16 protein-coding genes are annotated in these 17,823 nt (G+C 62.3%); 9 read left to right on the forward strand and 7 right to left on the reverse strand.

The features are described from left to right. Positions 1–33: 33 nt before the first annotated feature. Positions 34–1,899, forward strand: coding sequence for an EAL domain-containing protein (locus tag SZ64_RS06080; protein WP_082384451.1), 1,866 nt, complete (start codon positions 34–36; stop codon positions 1,897–1,899). A gap of 27 nt (positions 1,900–1,926) precedes the next feature. Here the strand turns inward: SZ64_RS06080 and queA are convergent, their stop codons facing one another. From queA to SZ64_RS06105, 5 genes are all read right to left on the reverse strand, one after another. Continuing rightward, complete coding sequence (gene queA, locus SZ64_RS06085; protein ID WP_054529999.1) at positions 1,927–2,961, reverse strand: tRNA preQ1(34) S-adenosylmethionine ribosyltransferase-isomerase QueA; 1,035 nt, start codon at positions 2,959–2,961, stop codon at positions 1,927–1,929. A 40-nt stretch (positions 2,962–3,001) separates the two neighbouring features. Continuing rightward, complete coding sequence (locus tag SZ64_RS06090; protein ID WP_054530000.1) at positions 3,002–3,697, reverse strand: peptidylprolyl isomerase; 696 nt, start codon at positions 3,695–3,697, stop codon at positions 3,002–3,004. A gap of 96 nt (positions 3,698–3,793) precedes the next feature. Further along, positions 3,794–4,306: a pantetheine-phosphate adenylyltransferase gene (gene coaD, locus SZ64_RS06095; RefSeq protein WP_054530001.1), complete on the reverse strand. Its 513-nt coding sequence runs from the start codon at positions 4,304–4,306 to the stop codon at positions 3,794–3,796. After that, positions 4,307–5,215 carry a polyprenyl synthetase family protein gene (locus SZ64_RS06100; RefSeq protein ID WP_054530002.1) on the reverse strand — a complete coding sequence of 303 codons (909 nt, stop codon included), beginning with the start codon at positions 5,213–5,215 and terminating at the stop codon, positions 4,307–4,309. Positions 5,216–5,218: 3 nt separating this feature from the next. Then, the gene (locus tag SZ64_RS06105) at positions 5,219–5,476 is read right to left on the reverse strand and encodes an exodeoxyribonuclease VII small subunit (RefSeq protein WP_054530003.1); all 258 of its coding nucleotides are present in this window, start codon (positions 5,474–5,476) and stop codon (positions 5,219–5,221) included. Between the two features lie 97 nt (positions 5,477–5,573). Between SZ64_RS06105 and purL the strand changes: the two genes are divergently transcribed. Then, positions 5,574–7,733, forward strand: a complete 2,160-nt coding sequence (gene purL / locus SZ64_RS06110; protein WP_054530004.1) for a phosphoribosylformylglycinamidine synthase subunit PurL — start codon at positions 5,574–5,576, stop codon at positions 7,731–7,733. Positions 7,734–7,766: 33 nt separating this feature from the next. Here the strand turns inward: purL and SZ64_RS06115 are convergent, their stop codons facing one another. Beyond that, positions 7,767–8,633, reverse strand: a complete 867-nt coding sequence (locus tag SZ64_RS06115; protein WP_082384452.1) for a Coq4 family protein — start codon at positions 8,631–8,633, stop codon at positions 7,767–7,769. A gap of 49 nt (positions 8,634–8,682) precedes the next feature. After that, positions 8,683–9,564 (reverse strand): phosphoserine phosphatase SerB, encoded by an 882-nt coding sequence (gene serB / locus SZ64_RS06120; RefSeq protein WP_054530005.1) that lies wholly within the window; start codon positions 9,562–9,564, stop codon positions 8,683–8,685. On the opposite strand from serB, the gene miaA reads away from it, so the two are divergent. From miaA to SZ64_RS06155, 7 genes are all read left to right on the forward strand, one after another. Continuing rightward, on the forward strand, positions 9,557–10,516 hold the full coding sequence (gene miaA / locus SZ64_RS06125) for a tRNA (adenosine(37)-N6)-dimethylallyltransferase MiaA (protein ID WP_054532120.1): 960 nt from the start codon (positions 9,557–9,559) through the stop codon (positions 10,514–10,516). The two genes, serB and miaA, sit on opposite strands and share 8 nt — an antisense overlap. A gap of 347 nt (positions 10,517–10,863) precedes the next feature. Further along, positions 10,864–12,612, forward strand: coding sequence for a biosynthetic-type acetolactate synthase large subunit (gene ilvB / locus SZ64_RS06130; RefSeq protein ID WP_054530006.1), 1,749 nt, complete (start codon positions 10,864–10,866; stop codon positions 12,610–12,612). 12 nt (positions 12,613–12,624) lie between these two features. After that, entirely contained in the window at positions 12,625–13,140 is a 516-nt protein-coding gene (ilvN, locus tag SZ64_RS06135) for an acetolactate synthase small subunit (RefSeq protein WP_054530007.1), read from the forward strand. A 123-nt stretch (positions 13,141–13,263) separates the two neighbouring features. Then, positions 13,264–14,283, forward strand: a complete 1,020-nt coding sequence (gene ilvC / locus SZ64_RS06140; protein WP_054530008.1) for a ketol-acid reductoisomerase — start codon at positions 13,264–13,266, stop codon at positions 14,281–14,283. Positions 14,284–14,456: 173 nt separating this feature from the next. Then, a complete protein-coding gene (locus SZ64_RS06145; RefSeq protein WP_054530009.1) occupies positions 14,457–15,107 on the forward strand; it encodes a YceI family protein in 651 nt (216 codons plus the stop codon). Between the two features lie 354 nt (positions 15,108–15,461). Further along, a complete protein-coding gene (gene leuA / locus SZ64_RS06150) occupies positions 15,462–17,144 on the forward strand; it encodes a 2-isopropylmalate synthase (RefSeq protein ID WP_054530010.1) in 1,683 nt (560 codons plus the stop codon). A gap of 107 nt (positions 17,145–17,251) precedes the next feature. After that, positions 17,252–17,818, forward strand: coding sequence for a rhomboid family intramembrane serine protease (locus SZ64_RS06155; protein ID WP_054530011.1), 567 nt, complete (start codon positions 17,252–17,254; stop codon positions 17,816–17,818). The last annotated feature ends 5 nt before the right edge of the window (positions 17,819–17,823 follow it).

Raw genomic sequence — 17,823 nt, forward strand, 5'->3', positions numbered from 1 at the left:
GCCCGGTTGTAGGGTGCTGGCTGGAATCCGTCCTTGCTCAAGTTCAGGAACACTATTCTCGAGCAGATTGCCAAAGGCAGTCCGCTCAAGGAAATACTGGATCGGCTTTGCACCGGTGCCGAAGACTTCTTTTCGTCCGGGCGCTGCTCCGTCGTTTCGGTCGATCCGGCTGGAATGATCCACCCGCTAGCTGGGCCGAGCTTCCCCGACGCTTATATCAACGCTTTGGACGGGCTGCTGATCGGCCCCGATGTCGGCTCCTGTGGCAGCGCGATGTATCACAATCGTTTCATCTGCGTTGAAGACATTGAAACCGATTCCAAATGGTCCGGCTTCAAGCAGCTCGCCCTACCGCTGGGCCTGCATGCGTGCAGTTCGATGCCGGTGCGCGACGAAGCCGGCAATGCCATCGGTGCACTGGCGTTCTATTTCGAAGAGAAGCACGTGCCCACCAAGGCGGAACTCCACCTGATGGAAGTCTGCGCTGAACTGTGTGCACTGGCCCTTGCCCGCCAGCAACGCATCCTCGACCGCGAACGGCGCGCCACTATCGACGGGCTGACCGGCTTGCCCAATCGCTCAGCCTTTGACGAGGCACTGACCCAGCTTCGCTGCGAACTGCCCGGCACATGGGCCTTATTCATCGTCGACATCGATAACCTGAAGGTCACGAACGACACGTTCGGCCACGATGTGGGCGACGCGCTGCTGCGCGCGGCAGGGCAACGCATTTCGGAAACCATGCAGCCCGACAAGGTCTTCCGCACGGGTGGCGACGAGTTCACCGTCATCATTCAGGGCCAGCACTTCCTGCAGGATCTCTATCGCACAGCGGAAACCTTGCTCAATGCGATTTCAGAGCCTGTCCAGCATGACAGCCACACGTTCCTGCCGCGCGCCACCATCGGCGGCGCGGTGCTGGCGCCCACCGATGTGATGCCCGGCACAGTGCGACGTAACGCAGATTTCGCCCTGTATCACGCCAAAGAGACAATGCGCGGCGGCTTCGTTCGCTACTGGCCCGGTATCGGCACCCGCATGACTTATCGCCGAGACGCCGTGCGCGACGTGATTAATGCGCTGGGCGACAACCGGATCGACGTGCGCTATCAGCCCATCGTCAGGCTATCCACCCGCGAGATCGTGGGCTTCGAAGCGCTGAGTTGCATGAAGAATGCTTCGGGGCGCGTGCTGCCTGCGTCGCTGTTTCAGGAAGCCTTTGCCGATGCCCGCGTCTCGGCCGAACTGACCAAGCGCGTGTTGATGCTGGTGGCACAGGACATCCGGTCCTGGCTGGATATGGCCTTGCCCATTCTGCATGTCGGCGTGAACGTGACCTCTGCCGATTTTTACTTCGGCAATCTTCACGAGAAGATCGACCAATCCTTCGGCCAGTTTGCCATCCCCTTCGACCATCTGGTAATCGAGGTTACTGAAGACGCCTATCTCGGCCAGCGCGACCAGGTAGTCGCCTCTGGCATCCGCGATCTGCGGATGCGCGGGATCAAGGTCGCGCTGGACGATTTCGGTACCGGCTTTGCTGCGCTGACCCATCTGCTCACCGTGCCGATTGACATCCTGAAGGTCGATCAGTCCTTCGTGCGCAAACTGACGCCCGAACATCCCAGTTCGGCCATCGTTAAGGGTATTCTCCAGATCGCGCGCGATCTGGGCATTGCCGCGATTGCCGAAGGCGTGGAAACGCCCGAGCAGATCGAGATGCTTACCGACATGGGCTGCGCCGATGCGCAGGGTTTCATCTTCTCCCGCCCGATCAGCCGCGCCAAGGCCACCGAACTGCTGCGCCGCCACGGCCTGGGTTCACCGGGACGAACGCCGCTCTCCTTGCGCGATCACGAACAGAATACCGATACGCCTCTTACCCGCCGGGTCGCCTGACCAGCGGTTGGCTTGTCGGCTCAGGGCTTATCGCGCAGGAAACAGCAGGCTGGAATCGCCATAGCTGTAGAAGCGATAGCCATGCGCAATCGCGTGGGCATAGACCGCCTGCATCCGCTCCAGCCCCATCAGCGCGCTGACCAGCATGAACAGGGTCGATTTCGGCAAGTGAAAGTTGGTCATCAGCCCGTCGATCGCCTTGAAGCGATAGCCCGGCGTGATGAAGATCGCCGTATCGCCTTCGAACGGGCGGACGATGCCATCATCCCCGGTCGCGCTTTCCAGCAAGCGTAACGACGTGGTGCCCACGGCGACAATCCGCCCACCGGCCGCACGGGCCGCATTGAGCCGATCAGCCGTTTCGGCGTCGATCCGACCCCATTCGGCGTGCATCCTGTGCTCGTCGGTGTCGTCGGCCTTGACCGGCAGGAAGGTTCCTGCGCCGACATGGAGCGTCAGCGTCTCACGCTTTACGCCCGCCTTATCCAGTGCCCCGATCAGGTCGGGTGTGAAATGCAGCGCGGCCGTGGGGGCGGCAACGGCGCCGTCCTTTTGAGCGAACATGGTCTGATAATCGCGCCGGTCCGCCTCGTCTGTCGGGCGCTTTCCGGCGATATAGGGCGGCAGAGGCATCTGCCCTGCCCGTTCGAGCAAGACTTCTACCGGTTCTTCGCCGGCGAAAAACAGCGTCCAACTTCCATCCTCGTGCCGCTCTTCGGCCTGCGCGGTCACTCCATTTGCGAATTCAATGATATCGCCCTGCTTCAGGCGCTTGGCATTACGGACGAATGCCTGCCACCGGCGCAAATCGATCCGCTTGTGCAGGGTCGCGCCAATCTTCGCTTCACCGCGGCGCCCTTCAAGCTGCGCGGGAATGACGCGGGTATCGTTGAACACCAACACATCGCCCGCGCGCAGCAGGCTGGGCAGGTCGCTGACGATCCGGTCTTCCAGCGGAGCTGCGCCATCGGCCAGCAACAGGCGCGCGGAATCGCGCGGACGCGCTGGGCGCAACGCAATCAGTTCAGGCGGAAGCTCGAAATCAAACAGGTCAACACGCATGGCGCGCGTTTAGGCGGGCAAAACCATGAGGGGAAGCGCCTTACTGCGCCTCTTCCGAACCGGCCGCCGCATTCAGCATGTCGGCCGTGATCAGCTGTTCCTGTGCAGGCTGTGCAATCACGGGCGGGGCCTTGCGGTCCGAACCGATGGAAGCCTGCACGATCCGAGTGGGGTTGGCGGGCGGTTCGCCACGCTGAATCTCGTCCACTGCATCCATTCCCGCGATCACGCGGCCGAAATTGGTATATTTCCGGTCCAGCCCGAGGCGCGGATAGAACACGATGAAGAACTGGCTGTTCGCACTGTCTTCGCCCTGGGCACGCGCCATCGAAACGGTGCCGCGCACATGCGGCATCGGGTTGAATTCCTGCTTCAGGTCAGGAAGTTCCGATCCGCCCTGCCCGGTGCCGGTAGGGTCGCCCGTCTGTGCCATGAACCCGTCGATCACGCGGTGGAAGATGATCCCGTCGTAGAATCCCTGCCGGGTGAGCGTCTTGATCCGCTCGATATGTTCAGGCGCCCAGCTGGGCATCAGGCGAATGGTGACGCGCTTGCCGTTCGACAGATCGAGATACAGGAGATTATCCAGATCTTCCTGCGCGTTGAAATTCACCGGCATGAAAATGCGCGGAGCCGCTGCGGGCGCAGCGTCGGCTGCAGCTTCTTCGGCCGCAACAAAGGACGGCGTACCGGCAAGGACGATGGCGAGCGCCGCGGCAGTCAGGCGTTTGATCATGGAAGCTTACTGTTCTCTCGGAGCACTCTCTTCCCGCGCGGTGTAGCGGCGAAGGACTGTCGGTTCAATGAACGATGGCACCTGCACCCAAATGGGTCAAAAGTCACCCCTGCGGCCCAGTTCCTCCACGCGGGAGACAACTTCCTCGCACACTGCCGGGCTGACGAAGCGAGAAATATCGCCGCCGAACAGCGCGATTTCCTTCACGAGACGCGACGCGATGGGCTGAAGGCTGACATCGGCCATCAGGAACAGTGTCTCGATATTCGGATTGAGCTGCTGGTTCATACCGGCCATCTGGAACTCATATTCGAAGTCCGCCACGGCGCGCAGGCCGCGAATGATGACCGAGGCATTCTGGCTTTCGGCAAATTTCATCAGCAGCGCGTTGAATCCAACCACTTCGACATTGCCAAGCCCCAGCGCATCGACTTCGCGCCGGACCATGGCCATGCGCTCGTCCGGCGAGAACATCGGGTCTTTGGCAAGATTGGTGGTCACGCCGATAATCAGCCGGTCGACCAGCTTCGCACCGCGCCGGATGATGTCCGTATGGCCCAGCGTGATCGGGTCGAACGTACCCGGATAGATGCCGATGCGCTCTGTCACTCAGCGATCCCTCTCGACAATGAAGCGCGCGATGGCCCGCAGCAGATCCGCTTCCTTGCCATGCCCGGCAAGATGGCCGATTGCCTGATCGACCAGCGCATGGGCCTGATCGCGCGCGCGTTCGGGGCCGAGCAGAGAGACAAAGGTCTGCTTGCCCTGTGCATCGTCCTTGCGCAGTGCCTTGCCGGCCTTTTCAGGATCGCCCTCATGGTCGAGCAGATCGTCCACGATCTGGAATGCCAGGCCGATGTCGCGGGCGTAATTGCGCAAATGCGCCCTGCCCTCATGCGGCACCCGGCCGAGAATCGCGCCCATTTCCACTGCCGCACCCAGAAGTGCGCCGGTCTTCAGCTGTTGCAGGCGCGTGATCGTATGAAGGTCGAAAGTCTCGGTCTCGGCAGCCATGTCCATCATCTGGCCGCCTGCCATGCCATCGTGCCCACTGGCCCGCGCGAGCGTGACCACCAGTTCGGCACGCATGAAGGGATCGCCGCTCATGCGCGGGTCCGACAGGATTTCGAATGCCAGAGCATGAAGCGAATCCCCGGCAAGCACTGCCGTCGCCTCGTCGAACTTCTTGTGGAGGGTCGGCTTGCCGTGGCGCAAATCGTCATTGTCCATGCAGGGCAGATCGTCATGGATCAGCGAATAGACATGGATTGCCTCGATCGCGGCGCCCGCCCGCACCGCCTGCGCCCGGTCGACGCCATATAGGTCCGCTGTAGCAGCCAGCAACAGCGGACGAAGCCGCTTGCCGCCACCGATCGTGGCATAGCGCATGGCTTCCACAAGCCGCCGCCGCGCATCTTCAGGCAAGGGCAGCAGATCGTCGAACGCCTTGTCTATATCGATGGCGATCCGTTCAAGCCCGCGTGCAAGCACGCCGTCCTCCAAGCCGGAGATCGCCATGGCTCAGGCGCCCCTGTCGGGATCGAGCGGCACTGTGCCCGAAGGCTTGCCGTCCGGCCCGGCCACGATCTTCTCGATCCGGGCCTGCGCCGCATCGAGGCGGGCCTGGCAATGCATGCGCAATGCCTCCCCCCGCTCATAGAGCGTGATCGATTCGTCGAGCGGCACTTCACCGCTTTCGAGCTTCCTCACGACCTCTTCAAGCGCACGCAGCGCGTCTTCGAAGGTCATTCCCGCGATAGTGTCTGAGCTTTCCGCCATGTTGGGCGAGCAATGACGGGGACAAGCCGCACGGTCAAGCGCGCCAAGTGGCTTCAAGGGCTGGCGCAGGGCGATAGGCGGCGCTAAGGGCGGCTCCATGTCCCAGATCACTCCCGAAATCGTGGCCGAACACGGCCTGAGCAAAGACGAATACGCCATCATCCTCGACAGGCTGGGCCGCGAGCCCAATCTGGTGGAGCTTGGCATCTTCTCGGTCATGTGGTCGGAGCATTGCTCCTACAAATCCTCGCGCCTGCACCTGAAGAAGCTGCCGACGCAGGCCCCGTGGGTGATCCAGGGCCCGGGTGAAAATGCCGGCGTGATCGACATCGGCGACGGGCAGGCAGCCATCTTCAAGATGGAGAGCCACAACCACCCCAGCTATATCGAGCCTTATCAGGGCGCGGCCACCGGCGTTGGCGGCATTCTGCGCGACGTATTCACCATGGGCGCCCGCCCGGTGGCGAATATGAACGCGCTGCGCTTCGGCCGGCCGGACCATCCCAAGATGAAGCACCTCGTCTCCGGCGTGGTCGCGGGCATCGGCGGCTATGGCAATTGCGTGGGCGTGCCCACCGTCGGCGGCGAAACCAATTTCCACCCGGCCTATGACGGCAACATCCTGGTCAATGCGATGACCGTGGGCGTCGCCGATACGGACAAGATCTTCTATTGCGCCGCAACGGGCGTGGGTAACCCCATTGTCTATGTCGGCTCCAAGACCGGACGCGACGGCATCCACGGCGCGACCATGGCCAGCGCCGACTTCGGTGAAAACTCCGAAGAGAAGCGCCCCACCGTGCAGGTTGGCGATCCCTTCACCGAAAAGCTGCTGATCGAAGCCTGCCTCGAACTCATGTCCACTGACGCCATCGTGGCCATTCAGGACATGGGCGCCGCCGGCCTCACTTCCTCCTCGGTGGAAATGGCCAGCAAGGGCGGCGCGGGCATCCGGCTGAACATGAACAATGTGCCCTGCCGCGAAGAAGGCATGACGCCTTATGAAATGATGCTGAGCGAAAGCCAGGAGCGCATGCTCATGGTGCTCAAGCCCGGCAAGGAACCGATGGCCGAAGCCATTTTTCGCAAGTGGGAACTGGATTTCGCGGTGATCGGCGAAGTGACCGATACTGGCCACATGGTGCTGGAATTCAACGGCGAAGTGGTATGCGACATTCCGCTCGGCCCGCTGGCCGACGATGCGCCGGAATATGACCGCCCTTCCCTCAGCCGCGAGGATTATCAGGCCTGGGCCAAGCGCGGCGAAGTGGGCGATCTGCCCGCCAGCACCGATCTGGGCGCCGATCTGCTCAAGCTGATGGGCAGCGCCGATCTCGCCTCGCGCGCGTGGATCTGGCAGCAGTATGACAGCCAGGTCGGCGGCGACACGCTACAGCTTTCGGGCGGCGACGCGGCTGTGGTTCGCGTGCATGGCACGCATAAGGCGTTGGCGATCAGCACGGACTGCACCCCGCGTTATTGCTATGCCGATCCCTATGAGGGCGGCAAGCAGGCCATTGCCGAAGCCTATCGCAACATCAGCGCCGTTGGCGGCACGCCGCTGGCCGTGACCAACTGCCTCAACTTCGCCAATCCGGAACGCCCGGAAATCATGGCGCAGTTCACCGGCTGCCTCGAAGGCATGGGCGATGCCTGCCGCGCGCTCGATTTCCCGATCGTGAGCGGCAATGTCTCGCTCTACAACGAATCCAAGGCGACCGGCGGCGGCAGCGCGATCCTGCCCACCCCCGCCATTGGCGGCGTTGGCCTGCTGGACGATTATTCGAAGATGGCCACTATCGCCTTCAAGAAGGAAGGCGATGCGATCTGGCTGATCGGCGGCGAAACCGGCCATCTGGGCCAGTCGCTATGGCTGCGCGAGATGCAGGGCCGCGAAGCGGGTGCTCCTCCGCCGGTCGATCTGGCTGCAGAACGTAAATATGGCGACGAAGTCCGCGCGCTGGTGAAGGCTCAGGCCGTTACTGCCGTTCACGACATTTCCGATGGCGGCCTGCTGGTTGCCATCGCGGAAATGGCGCTGGCTGGCGACTTCGGCGCTCAGCTGGACGTGGAACTGACCGCAGCCAGCGCCTTTGGCGAAGATCAGGGCCGCTATGTCGTGACCGCGCCTGCAGGCGTGGAAATCCCGGGCGCCCAGCGCCTAGGCACAGTTGGCGGCAACGCTGTGGCAGGCGTTTCGCTGGCCGATCTGCGCGCGGCCAATGAAAGCTTCTTCAAGGACTGGATGGAAGGCTGACGAACATCCCGGCCTGACAGCCGGGAGCAGCCTTCAGGCCGCCTGTGGCCTGAGCACCTGATAGGGATCAACGCCCGCCTTCTGCCAGATGCGATGGCATTCACGGTAATAGGCGGGCGGTGCGATGTTCAGCGTCGCGCGAACCTGCTCAAGCGGAAGCGGCAGCCATTCCCGCACGGCCAGTTCCGCCACCCGTGGGCAGGCCTTGCCCAGTTTTTGCGCCTCGCGCACCGCGCGATAGACCGGCGAGGATGGCGCCCGCTTCGCAATTTCGTGCGCGCCGGCATAAGCGATCAGCAAATGGGCAGGCGCGGGCTGCTGGCTATAGGTGAAGGCCAGCACGCATTGCTCGCCCAAGGCATCGCGCCCATAGCCGGTAAGGACATGCAGCAAATCATGCGTGTCGCGCAGGCGATTCAGATACAGCGCCATCTGGTCGCGATAATCGGGCCGATCCGCCATGAAGCGATCGAATTCGTCCACCAAGCCCTGCGCCGTCAGGCCTTCGCTCTCCATGAAATCGCAATAGGCATGGGCAAGGCTGCCCGCAGGCATTGCGCGCAATGCCGCATGATCATCGAGAATCCCGACCAGCGAAGGCTCGCTCGCCATGATCGCCCTGCCCCGTTCCCCAGAAAGGAACTGGCGCGCGGCGGCGGGTAAGCCCTTCCACGGCAGAGATTCGAAAATGCGGAAGACCTCGGAAGTGTCTTCCTTGTTCTTCACCAGCTGCCGGAAGTGATGCCACGCCTTGAGCGGGCGGTACCCTATTTGCGGGCGACGTGGATCGGACAGGGGCAACGCGGCAGACGAGACGGTCCCGCCGCTACAGTTGGAGGCGGCTGGGATGTCTCCGTCGGCCCCCGATTCGAAGCCGGGCGAGTGTGCCGTAGCGTCCATTCGCCACGGATGACATTTACTTACATCAATGTCAATAATGTGGCCAAATTCAGCTTACCCATTCGCTTTCTGGAATTCCCAGCAGGCTGAGGATCGAAGTCAGATCGCCGCGATCGATCCAGCCATTGGATGCCGCGCGGGCCTTGGGCTTGGCCCGATAGGCCACGCCGTAAGTGGCGGCCTCCAGCATCGGGATGTCGTTCGCCCCATCACCGGTGGCCAGCGAGACGGCTTCTTCGCCCAGTTCCGCCATTTCTTCGAGCAGCACGGCCTTCTTCACGCCGCTATCGGTGATACCGCCGACAAGGCCGCCGGTCAGCACGCCTCCTTCAACCGCCAGGCGATTGGCCACTACACGCTCGAAGCCCAGCAATTCGGCCACCGGATCGGCAAACTGGTGGAACCCGCCGGTCACCAGCACGGTACGGCAGCCCTTGCTCTTCAACGTTTCAACCAGCACCCGCGCACCGGGCATCGGCTCGATCCGTGTATCGAGACATTCGAAGATAGCCCCTTCAGAAAGGTCGCGCAGCAGCATCACCCGCTCGCGCAGGGCGCTTTCGAAATCGAGTTCGCCCTGCATCGCGCGTTCCGTAATGGCGGCGATCTGGTGCTTGATCCCGGCAAAATCGGCCAGTTCATCGATACACTCGGCCTGGATCATGGTGGAATCCATGTCGGACACGAACAGGTTCGGAATGCGGAAATCGGCTTCGGCAACGATCAGGTCCGACGGGCGGAAATGTTCGTCCAGCACTGCACGAAGGACCACATTGTCACCTTCGGGCAGCGAAAGTTCCAGCGCACCGCCGCAGAAATCCAGCATCTGCGCCAAAGCGAGGCGCATGCCTTCGCGTTCCAGCGCGACAGTCGCCGCATCGAGACTTGCCGAAAGAGTGGCAGGGTCTGCTATCAGGCGGGCAATGAGCAAGGATCAATCTCCGAATTCGGCCGACCACTTGCCGGCGCTGGCGCTCATTGCAGGGCCGACCGCCAGCGGCAAGAGCGATCTCGCCGTAAGGCTCGCGCTCGCCCTTGGCGAAAGTGGCCGCAAGGGCGTGGTGGTGAATGCCGATGCCTCGCAGGTCTATGCCGATCTGGCAGTGCTGAGCGCGCGCCCCTCGGCAGAGGAAATGCAAGGTGTGGAGCATCGCCTGTTCGGCGCCTGGGACGGTGCGACGGCCTGCTCGGCAGCTGACTGGGCCGAGGCAGCGAAACGCGAAATAGCGGCAATTCATGCCCAAGGCGCTGTTCCGATACTGGTCGGCGGCACCGGCCTCTACATCCGCACTCTGCTGGAGGGCATCGCCCCTGTGCCGGAAATTGACGCGCAAGTGCGGGAGACAGTTCGCGCCCTGCCGGTGAGCAAGGCCTTTGCCGCATTGCAGGCCGAAGATCCCGAACGCGCCGCCCGGCTCGATGCAGCAGATTCCACTCGTGTGGCCCGCGCGCTGGAAGTCGTCCGATCCACCGGCAAGCCTCTCTCCTTCTGGCAGGCTCAGAGCGAGGGCGGGATCGCCAGCGAGGTCGATCTTCATGCAGCCGTCCTGCTGCCTCCGCGCGACGAGCTTTACCGCCGCTGCGACGCCCGGTTTGCAAAGATGCTTCAGAGTGGCGCAGTGGAGGAAGTCGACGCACTGCTCGCCCGCAATCTCGACCCCGCCCTCCCCGTCATGCGCGCCATTGGCGTACCCGAGATTGCCGCCTTTCTCCGTGGCGAATGGAGCCTTGCGGATGCGCAATCAAAAGGCTCTCAGGCGACACGAAATTACGTGAAGCGGCAATTCACATGGGCAAAGCACCAGTTTCCGCGAGATTGGCAAAGGTTCGAGTCACACGATTTCCAAGCAAAAGGCTATTTTGAAAGATTATTACCCATTTAACCCTTGACGCGTTATAAACGATCCCCTAGCTGACCCATCAAGTTTGGCTCACTGAGCCATGCAATCGGATGGAGAGGCGACCCGGCGCAGCCCACTGCGCCGGGTCGGTTTTTTAAAGGAAGACTGGCCGGCGCAGCCCACTGTGCCGGGTCGGTTTTTTTAAAGAAGGCCTGGCCGGCGCAGCACGTTGCGTAGTGCCGGTCTTCAATTGAAAGGTCAGCCACAGAGGCGAAGAACGCCCGGCCGGTCATTCAGGAGGAAGCCTCGTCGCGAAATATCGCGCCGGGGTGCGTTCAAGGAGGGGTTCCGGACAGGTCCGGCACCCGAGGAAGAAAAAGGAATTCTACGTGGCCGAGGAAAAGAGCGGCGCGGCTATTCTTGTCGAAAGCCTGGTCAAGCAGGGCGTCGAATATGTGTTCGGCTATCCCGGCGGCGCCGTGCTTCCGATCTATGACGAGCTGTTTTCCGACAAGCGCATCCGCCACATCCTCGTCCGGCATGAAGCCGGCGCGGCCCACGCAGCGGAAGGCTATGCCCGTTCTACCGGCAAGCCGGGCGTCGTGCTCGTCACGTCCGGCCCGGGCGCGACCAATGCCGTCACCGGCATTGCCGACGCATTTCTGGATTCGATCCCGCTGGTGGTCATCACCGGACAGGTCGCGACCAATCTGATCGGTTCTGACGCGTTCCAGGAAGCCGATACGGTCGGCATCACGCGCCATTGCTCCAAGCACAATTATCTCGTCAAAGACCCGGCGGACCTCGCGGCGACGATCGACGAGGCTTTCCAGATCGCCACCACCGGCCGCCCCGGCCCGGTCGTGATCGACATACCCAAGAATGTTCAGGTCGCCACTGCCACCTGGCATGACGGTGAAGTGCAGCGCAAGATCCGCTACTCGCCCCAGACGGCAGGCAGCGTCGAGGATATTGCCGAAGCAATCGATCTGATCGCCAATGCGGAACGTCCGATCCTCTACACGGGCGGCGGCATCATCAATTCCGGCCCGCTGGCCACCGAATTGCTGCGCCATTTCCAGTCGCTCACCGGTGCGCCTGTTACCAGCACCCTGATGGGCCTTGGCGCATTCCCCCATGACCATGCCGACTGGCTGGGCATGCTGGGGATGCACGGCACCTTTGAAGCCAATCTGGCAATGAACCAGTGCGACGTCATGGTCTGCATCGGCGCGCGCTTCGACGACCGCGTGACCGGCCGCCTCGACGCATTCTCGCCCGGTTCGACCAAGATCCACATCGATATCGACCGTTCTTCGATCAACAAGGTCGTCCCGGTCGATCTCGGTATCGTGGGCGATTGCGCTACCGTGCTGGAACAGCTCATCACCGTGTGGGGCAAGCGCAAGGCCGCGGATCTTTCCGAATGGAAGGCCCGGATCGAAGGCTGGCGCGCGCGGGAAAGCCTGGCCTATCCGGCCAAGAGCAAGAGCGGCGACATCATGCCGCAATATGCGATCGAGCGCCTTTTCGCCCTCACCCGCGATCACGATCCGGTCATCACCACCGAGGTTGGCCAGCACCAGATGTGGGCCGCGCAATATTTCGGCTTCGACAAGCCGAACAAGTGGCTCACTTCCGGCGGTCTGGGCACAATGGGCTATGGCCTGCCTGCCGCCATCGGCGCGCAGCTCGGCAATCCTGACACGCTGGTGATCGACATTGCGGGCGAAGCCTCGATCCAGATGAACATTCAGGAACTGGGCACTGCCAGCCAGTTCCGCCTGCCGGTGAAGGTGTTCATCCTCAACAATGAATTCATGGGCATGGTCCGCCAGTGGCAGGAACTGACCTATGAAAGCCGCTATTCGAATTCCTATTCGGACAGCCTGCCCGACTTCGTCCGCTTGGCCGAAGCCTATGGCTGGAAGGGCATCCGTATCGAGGATGAGAGCCTGCTCGACGCCGGCATCATGGCGATGATCGAGCATGACGGGCCGGTGATCGTCGATTGCCGCGTGGCGAAGGAAGCCAACTGCTTCCCGATGATCCCCTCGGGCGCCGCACATACCGAGATGCTGCTTTACGGCGACGAGGTTGCGGGCACGATGGAAGATGAAGCCAAGGCACTGGTTTAAGGGACGCCCGAAATGAAGATTCAGCAGCGAGCATCCGAACGCCACGTGCTCACCATCATCGTCGACAACGAAGCGGGGATTCTTGCCAAGATTGCCGGCCTGTTCACCGCGCGTGGCTATAATATCGATAGCCTGACCGTGGCGGACATCACCGAGAACCACGCGGTCAGCCGCATCACCATCGTCACCAACGGGCCGCCGGCCGTGATCGACCAGATCCACGCCCAGCTTGAACGTCTGGTGCCGGTGCACAAGGTGATCGACCTGAGCGAGGAAGGCCCCCATATCGAGCGCGAACTGGCGCTTATCAAGGTGGCCGGCAAGGGTGAGAACCGGGTCGAAGCCCTGCGTCTGGCCGATGTGTTCCGCGCCAATGTGGTCGACACCACAACGCAGAGCTTCATCTTCGAACTCACCGGCACGCCGGACAAGATCGACAGCTTCGTCACGCTGATGCGCGAATTGGGGCTGGTCGAAGTCGGCCGTACCGGCGTGATCGGCATGATGCGCGGGCCCGAGGGTTCCTGACGGGGGCATTTTAGGGGTCGAAATCGCGCAAGTCTGCGCGTATCGGGCTGGCCGACCGTTCTGGCCAACCCGAATTCATGGAATTGAGCCCCGCCGGGATGGGGCGACGGAAGGAATGAGAAAATGAAAGTCTATTACGACGCCGATGCGGACCTGAACCTCGTCACTGGCAAGAAGATCGCCATCCTCGGCTATGGCAGCCAGGGCCATGCCCATGCGCAGAACCTGCGCGACAGCGGCGTGAAGGAAGTGGCCATTGCGCTGCGTCCCGGCTCGGCCTCGGCCGCAAAGGCCGAAGCAGCAGGCTTCAAGGTGCTGAGCAACAAGGAAGCGGCTGAATGGGCCGACATCCTGATGATCCTCGCGCCCGACGAACATCAGGCCGCGATCTGGGAAAACGACCTGAAGGGCAACATGAAGAAGGGCGCCGCCCTTGCCTTCGCCCACGGCCTGAACATCCACTTCGGCCTGATCGAAGCCCCGTCGGACATCGACGTGATCATGATCGCGCCCAAGGGCCCGGGCCACACCGTGCGCGGCGAATATGTGAAGGGCGGCGGCGTGCCGTGCCTCATCGCCGTCCATCAGGACGCCAGCGGCAATGCGCATGACATCGCCCTTGCCTACGCTTCGGGCGTCGGCGGCGGCCGCAGCGGCATCATCGAAACCAACTTCAAGGAAGAGTGCGAAACCGACCTGTTCGGCGAGCAGGCCGTGCTTTGCGGCGGCATCACTCACCTGATCCAGGCCGGTTTCGAAACGCTGGTGGAAGCTGGCTACGCCCCGGAAATGGCCTATTTCGAATGTCTCCACGAAACCAAGCTGATTGTGGACCTGCTGTATGAAGGCGGCATCGCCAACATGCGCTATTCGATCTCCAACACGGCCGAATATGGCGACATCGTCACCGGTCCGCGCATCATCACCGAAGAAACGAAGTGGGAAATGAAGAAGGTGCTGGAAGACATCCAGTCCGGCCGCTTCGTGAAGAACTTCGTGCTCGACAACCGCGCCGGCCAGCCCGAACTGAAGGCGAGCCGCAAGGCAGCTGCCGCTCACCCGATCGAGCAGACCGGCGCCCGCCTGCGCGCCATGATGCCCTGGATCGGCGCGAACAAGCTGGTCGACCAGACCAAGAACTGATCCGCATTCCATTTTGCGGAAACATGCGCCGCCGGCGGGATCATATCCCCGCCGGCGGCGTTCTGTTATCCGTCCTGCGCGTCAGACGCATGGGCAGTAGACTTTATCAAACCGGCACGCCAAGGTGCCGGCCATCCATTCCATGGGCTAAACTCAAAGGGAGGAATTCAAGGATGCGTAAAGTTCAGATGGGTATCGCGGCGCTCACCGGCGCGGCCCTGCTCTACGTCGTGGGCGCGCAGGCGCAGAACGGCGATCTCGGCGGGCCTGGCAAAGCCGATGCTTCTCTCGTCACTGGCGGCACCTACGCGGCCGATCCGGGCCACACTCTAGTCGGGTGGAAGGTGAATCACTTCGGATTCTCCGACTATTTCGGCCTGTTCGGCAACATCAAGGGCACGCTGACCCTCGATCCCAAGAACGTCGCTGCCAGCTCGGTTGAGATGACGATCCCGGTATCCAAGGTCACCACCGCCAATCCGGGCCTGACCGCGCACCTGCTGTCGGCCGGCAAGGACGGCAAGGCTCCCGATTTCTTCGGCGCCGAAGCGGCAGACGCCACCTTCAAGTCGACTTCGGTTGCTCCTGCCGGGGCAAACAAGGCCACCATCACTGGCGATCTCACCCTCAATGGCGTGACCAAGCCGGTGACGATCAATGCCGAATTCACCGGCGCCGGCGCCAACCCCTTCAGCAAGAAGGAAACCGTCGGCTTCAAGGGCACCGCACGCATCAAGCGTTCGGAATTCAACGTGAATTATGCCGTTCCGATGGTGACCGATACGGTCGATCTGGACATCGCGGCCGCTTTCGAAAAGCAGTAAGCCTATCTCGTCATTGCGAGAGACCGAAGGTTCCGTGGCAATCCAGGGCCCATTGCGTGGCGCCCTGGATTGCTTCGCGGCTTTGCCGCTCGCAATGACGGCACTGGATGAATTTGTGCGGCCTTTCCGCCCGCCTGCGAACCTTTTCCTTGAAAAATAGCGTGCGATTGTCCATTTGCACAAATGATGACGAACCGCTCGCTCCTTAGCCTGCTTCGACTTACACGCCCTTAGGCGTGTCATCCCGCCTGCGCGCATCGCGCATGGCACCCCGCCTAAGGGCTACCCAAAAATCTGCAGTCGAAACAGCCGCGCACCTTGCCGTGCGCGCATCAGGCGATAAGGCACAATTCCATGGCGATGCTCAAAACCCCCGGCGAGAAATACCGGCCCTTCCCTCAGGTTCCGATCACGGACCGGCAATGGCCTTCGCGCACGATCACCAAGGCTCCGCGCTGGCTCTCTACCGATCTGCGCGACGGCAACCAGTCGATCATCGATCCGATGGATGCGGTGAAGAAGAACCGCTTCTTCGATACGCTGGTGGAAGTGGGCCTGAAGGAAATCGAAGTTGGCTTCCCCGCCGCGGGCAAGACCGAGTTCGACTTCATCCAGGGGCTGGTCCGTTCGGGCAAGATTCCGCAGGACGTGATGATCCAGGTGCTGACCCAGTCGCGCGAGGATCTGATCCGCACCAGCTTCGACAGTCTGGAAGGCGTGCACGCGGCTATCGTCCATCTGTATAACGCTGTGTCCCCGGCATGGCGCGACATCGTGTTCCGCATGAGCAAGGCCGAAGTGAAGGAAATCGCCATCAAGGGGGCGAAGATCCTGCGCGACGAGGCTGCCAAGCGCCCCGGGACTGACTGGTATTTCGAATATTCGCCCGAGACTTTCTCAACCGCCGAGCTGGATTTCAGCCTGGAGGTTTGCGAGGCGGTAATGGACGTGCTGCAGCCGACGGCGGATCATCAGCTGATCCTGAACCTGCCGGCCACGGTGGAGGCGGCAACCCCCAACGTCTATGCCGACCAGATCGAATATTTCTGCCGCAACATCCCCCGGCGGGAAACGGTGGCAATCAGCCTGCACACCCATAATGATCGGGGCACCGGCGTGGCCGCGGCCGAACTGGGCCTGATGGCCGGTGCGGACCGTGTGGAAGGCTGCCTGTTCGGCAATGGCGAACGCACCGGCAATTGCTGCCTGGTGACTGTCGGCCTCAACATGTACACGCAAGGAGTTGATCCGGAACTGGATTTCTCCGACATCGATTCCATCATCGAGACGGTAGAATATTGCAACCAGATCCCGGTCCACCAGCGCCACCCCTATGGCGGCGAACTGGTGTTCACCGCCTTTTCCGGCAGCCATCAGGACGCGATCAAGAAGGGCTTCGAAGCCCAGACCAAGCGCAACGACCAGCTGTGGCAGGTGCCCTACCTGCCGATCGACCCCGCCGATCTGGGCCGCAATTACGAAGCCGTGATCCGCGTGAACTCGCAGAGCGGCAAGGGCGGCTTCGCCTGGGTGCTGGAACAGGATCAGGGCCTGAAATTGCCCAAGAAGCTGCAGGCGGACTTTTCGAAGCACGTCCAGCGCATTGCCGACGAGCTGGGCCGCGAACTGAATGCTGCCGACATCTGGCAGGTCTTCCGCGAGAGCTATTTCATCAAGGTCGACAAGCGCCGCTATCGCCTTGTCGATTTCGAGGAAAACCGCGCACAGGACGGCACTCGCGTATTCGTGGGCACGGTAGAAGTAGACGGCAAGGCACAGAGCGTTTCCGGGCGCGGCAAGGGCCTGATTTCTTCCGTGCTGGCGACGCTGAAGGAAACCTTCGGCCTCGAAATGGAAGTGCTCGATTATACCGAGCACGCGCTGGGTCAGGGAACCGACGCACAGGCTGCCGCCTATGTCGAATGCGCCCTGCCCGATGGCCGCACCGTATGGGGCGTGGGCATTGACGAGGACGTGGCCTCCGCCAGTGTCCGCGCGATCCTCTCCGCCGCGAACGGCGCCGCGCGCGACGCCTGACCTTGCGGCTGGAGGACGATCCATCCCCAATAGATGAAGCCGGGGGGCAAGGCGCCTTCGCTCTGCCCCCCAGCGCTCAATGGCCCGGCTGGACACTGATCGCGATAATGGTGACGGCCTTCGTGCTTCACCTGCCCCGCGGCACGGTGATGTACGAATGGGCCATATCCGCCCAAATTCTGCGCGCGGGTTATTGGCAGAACGTGCTGCTGCACATGTTCGCCCATGCGGGCTTCATGCATATCGCCTTCAACTGCCTCGCGCTGGCCAGCCTGTCGCCGCACGTGGCCTTTCGCCTTGGGAGCGGGCCGGGCGGATGGCTGCGATATATCGCCCTGTTCATCTGCTGCGGTCTTGCCGGGCTGGCGATGTTCCTGGCGATCCATCCCAATGGCACCATCCCGATGCTTGGCGCATCAGGTGCGATCTTCGGTTTCGCCGGCTTCCTCGTGCGCTATCCGCCCGGCGCGCCCGGCACCATGCCGCTGCTCACGCGAGAAACGGGCCGCGCACTGGCCGATTTCGTGAAGACCAACCTGTTCCTGATCGCGATCCTCACCCTTCCCGCCCTGCTGGCGGGCCAATCGGGTGGCGTGGCGTGGGAGGGCCATCTGGGCGGCTTCCTGTTCGGATTGCTCGCCGCCCCGGCCTTCGTCCCGCGCCACGCGCGCTGAAGGCC

The sequence above is a fragment of the Erythrobacter sp. SG61-1L genome (assembly GCF_001305965.1).
Lineage (GTDB): Bacteria > Pseudomonadota > Alphaproteobacteria > Sphingomonadales > Sphingomonadaceae > Andeanibacterium.

Excerpts from the sequence above, each read along its gene's own strand:
- purL (WP_054530004.1), top strand. The coding sequence starts at position 5,574 with ATGTCCCAGATCACTCCCGAAATCGTGGCCGAACACGGCCTGAGCAAA.
- SZ64_RS06090 (WP_054530000.1), bottom strand. The coding sequence starts at position 3,697 with ATGATCAAACGCCTGACTGCCGCGGCGCTCGCCATCGTCCTTGCCGGT.
- leuA (WP_054530010.1), top strand. The coding sequence starts at position 15,462 with ATGGCGATGCTCAAAACCCCCGGCGAGAAATACCGGCCCTTCCCTCAG.
- miaA (WP_054532120.1), top strand. The coding sequence starts at position 9,557 with ATGAGCAAGGATCAATCTCCGAATTCGGCCGACCACTTGCCGGCGCTG.
- SZ64_RS06100 (WP_054530002.1), bottom strand. The coding sequence starts at position 5,215 with ATGGCGATCTCCGGCTTGGAGGACGGCGTGCTTGCACGCGGGCTTGAA.
- ilvC (WP_054530008.1), top strand. The coding sequence starts at position 13,264 with ATGAAAGTCTATTACGACGCCGATGCGGACCTGAACCTCGTCACTGGC.
- SZ64_RS06155 (WP_054530011.1), top strand. The coding sequence starts at position 17,252 with ATGGTGACGGCCTTCGTGCTTCACCTGCCCCGCGGCACGGTGATGTAC.
- SZ64_RS06105 (WP_054530003.1), bottom strand. The coding sequence starts at position 5,476 with ATGGCGGAAAGCTCAGACACTATCGCGGGAATGACCTTCGAAGACGCG.
- ilvN (WP_054530007.1), top strand. The coding sequence starts at position 12,625 with ATGAAGATTCAGCAGCGAGCATCCGAACGCCACGTGCTCACCATCATC.
- SZ64_RS06115 (WP_082384452.1), bottom strand. The coding sequence starts at position 8,633 with ATGGACGCTACGGCACACTCGCCCGGCTTCGAATCGGGGGCCGACGGA.
- SZ64_RS06145 (WP_054530009.1), top strand. The coding sequence starts at position 14,457 with ATGCGTAAAGTTCAGATGGGTATCGCGGCGCTCACCGGCGCGGCCCTG.
- queA (WP_054529999.1), bottom strand. The coding sequence starts at position 2,961 with ATGCGTGTTGACCTGTTTGATTTCGAGCTTCCGCCTGAACTGATTGCG.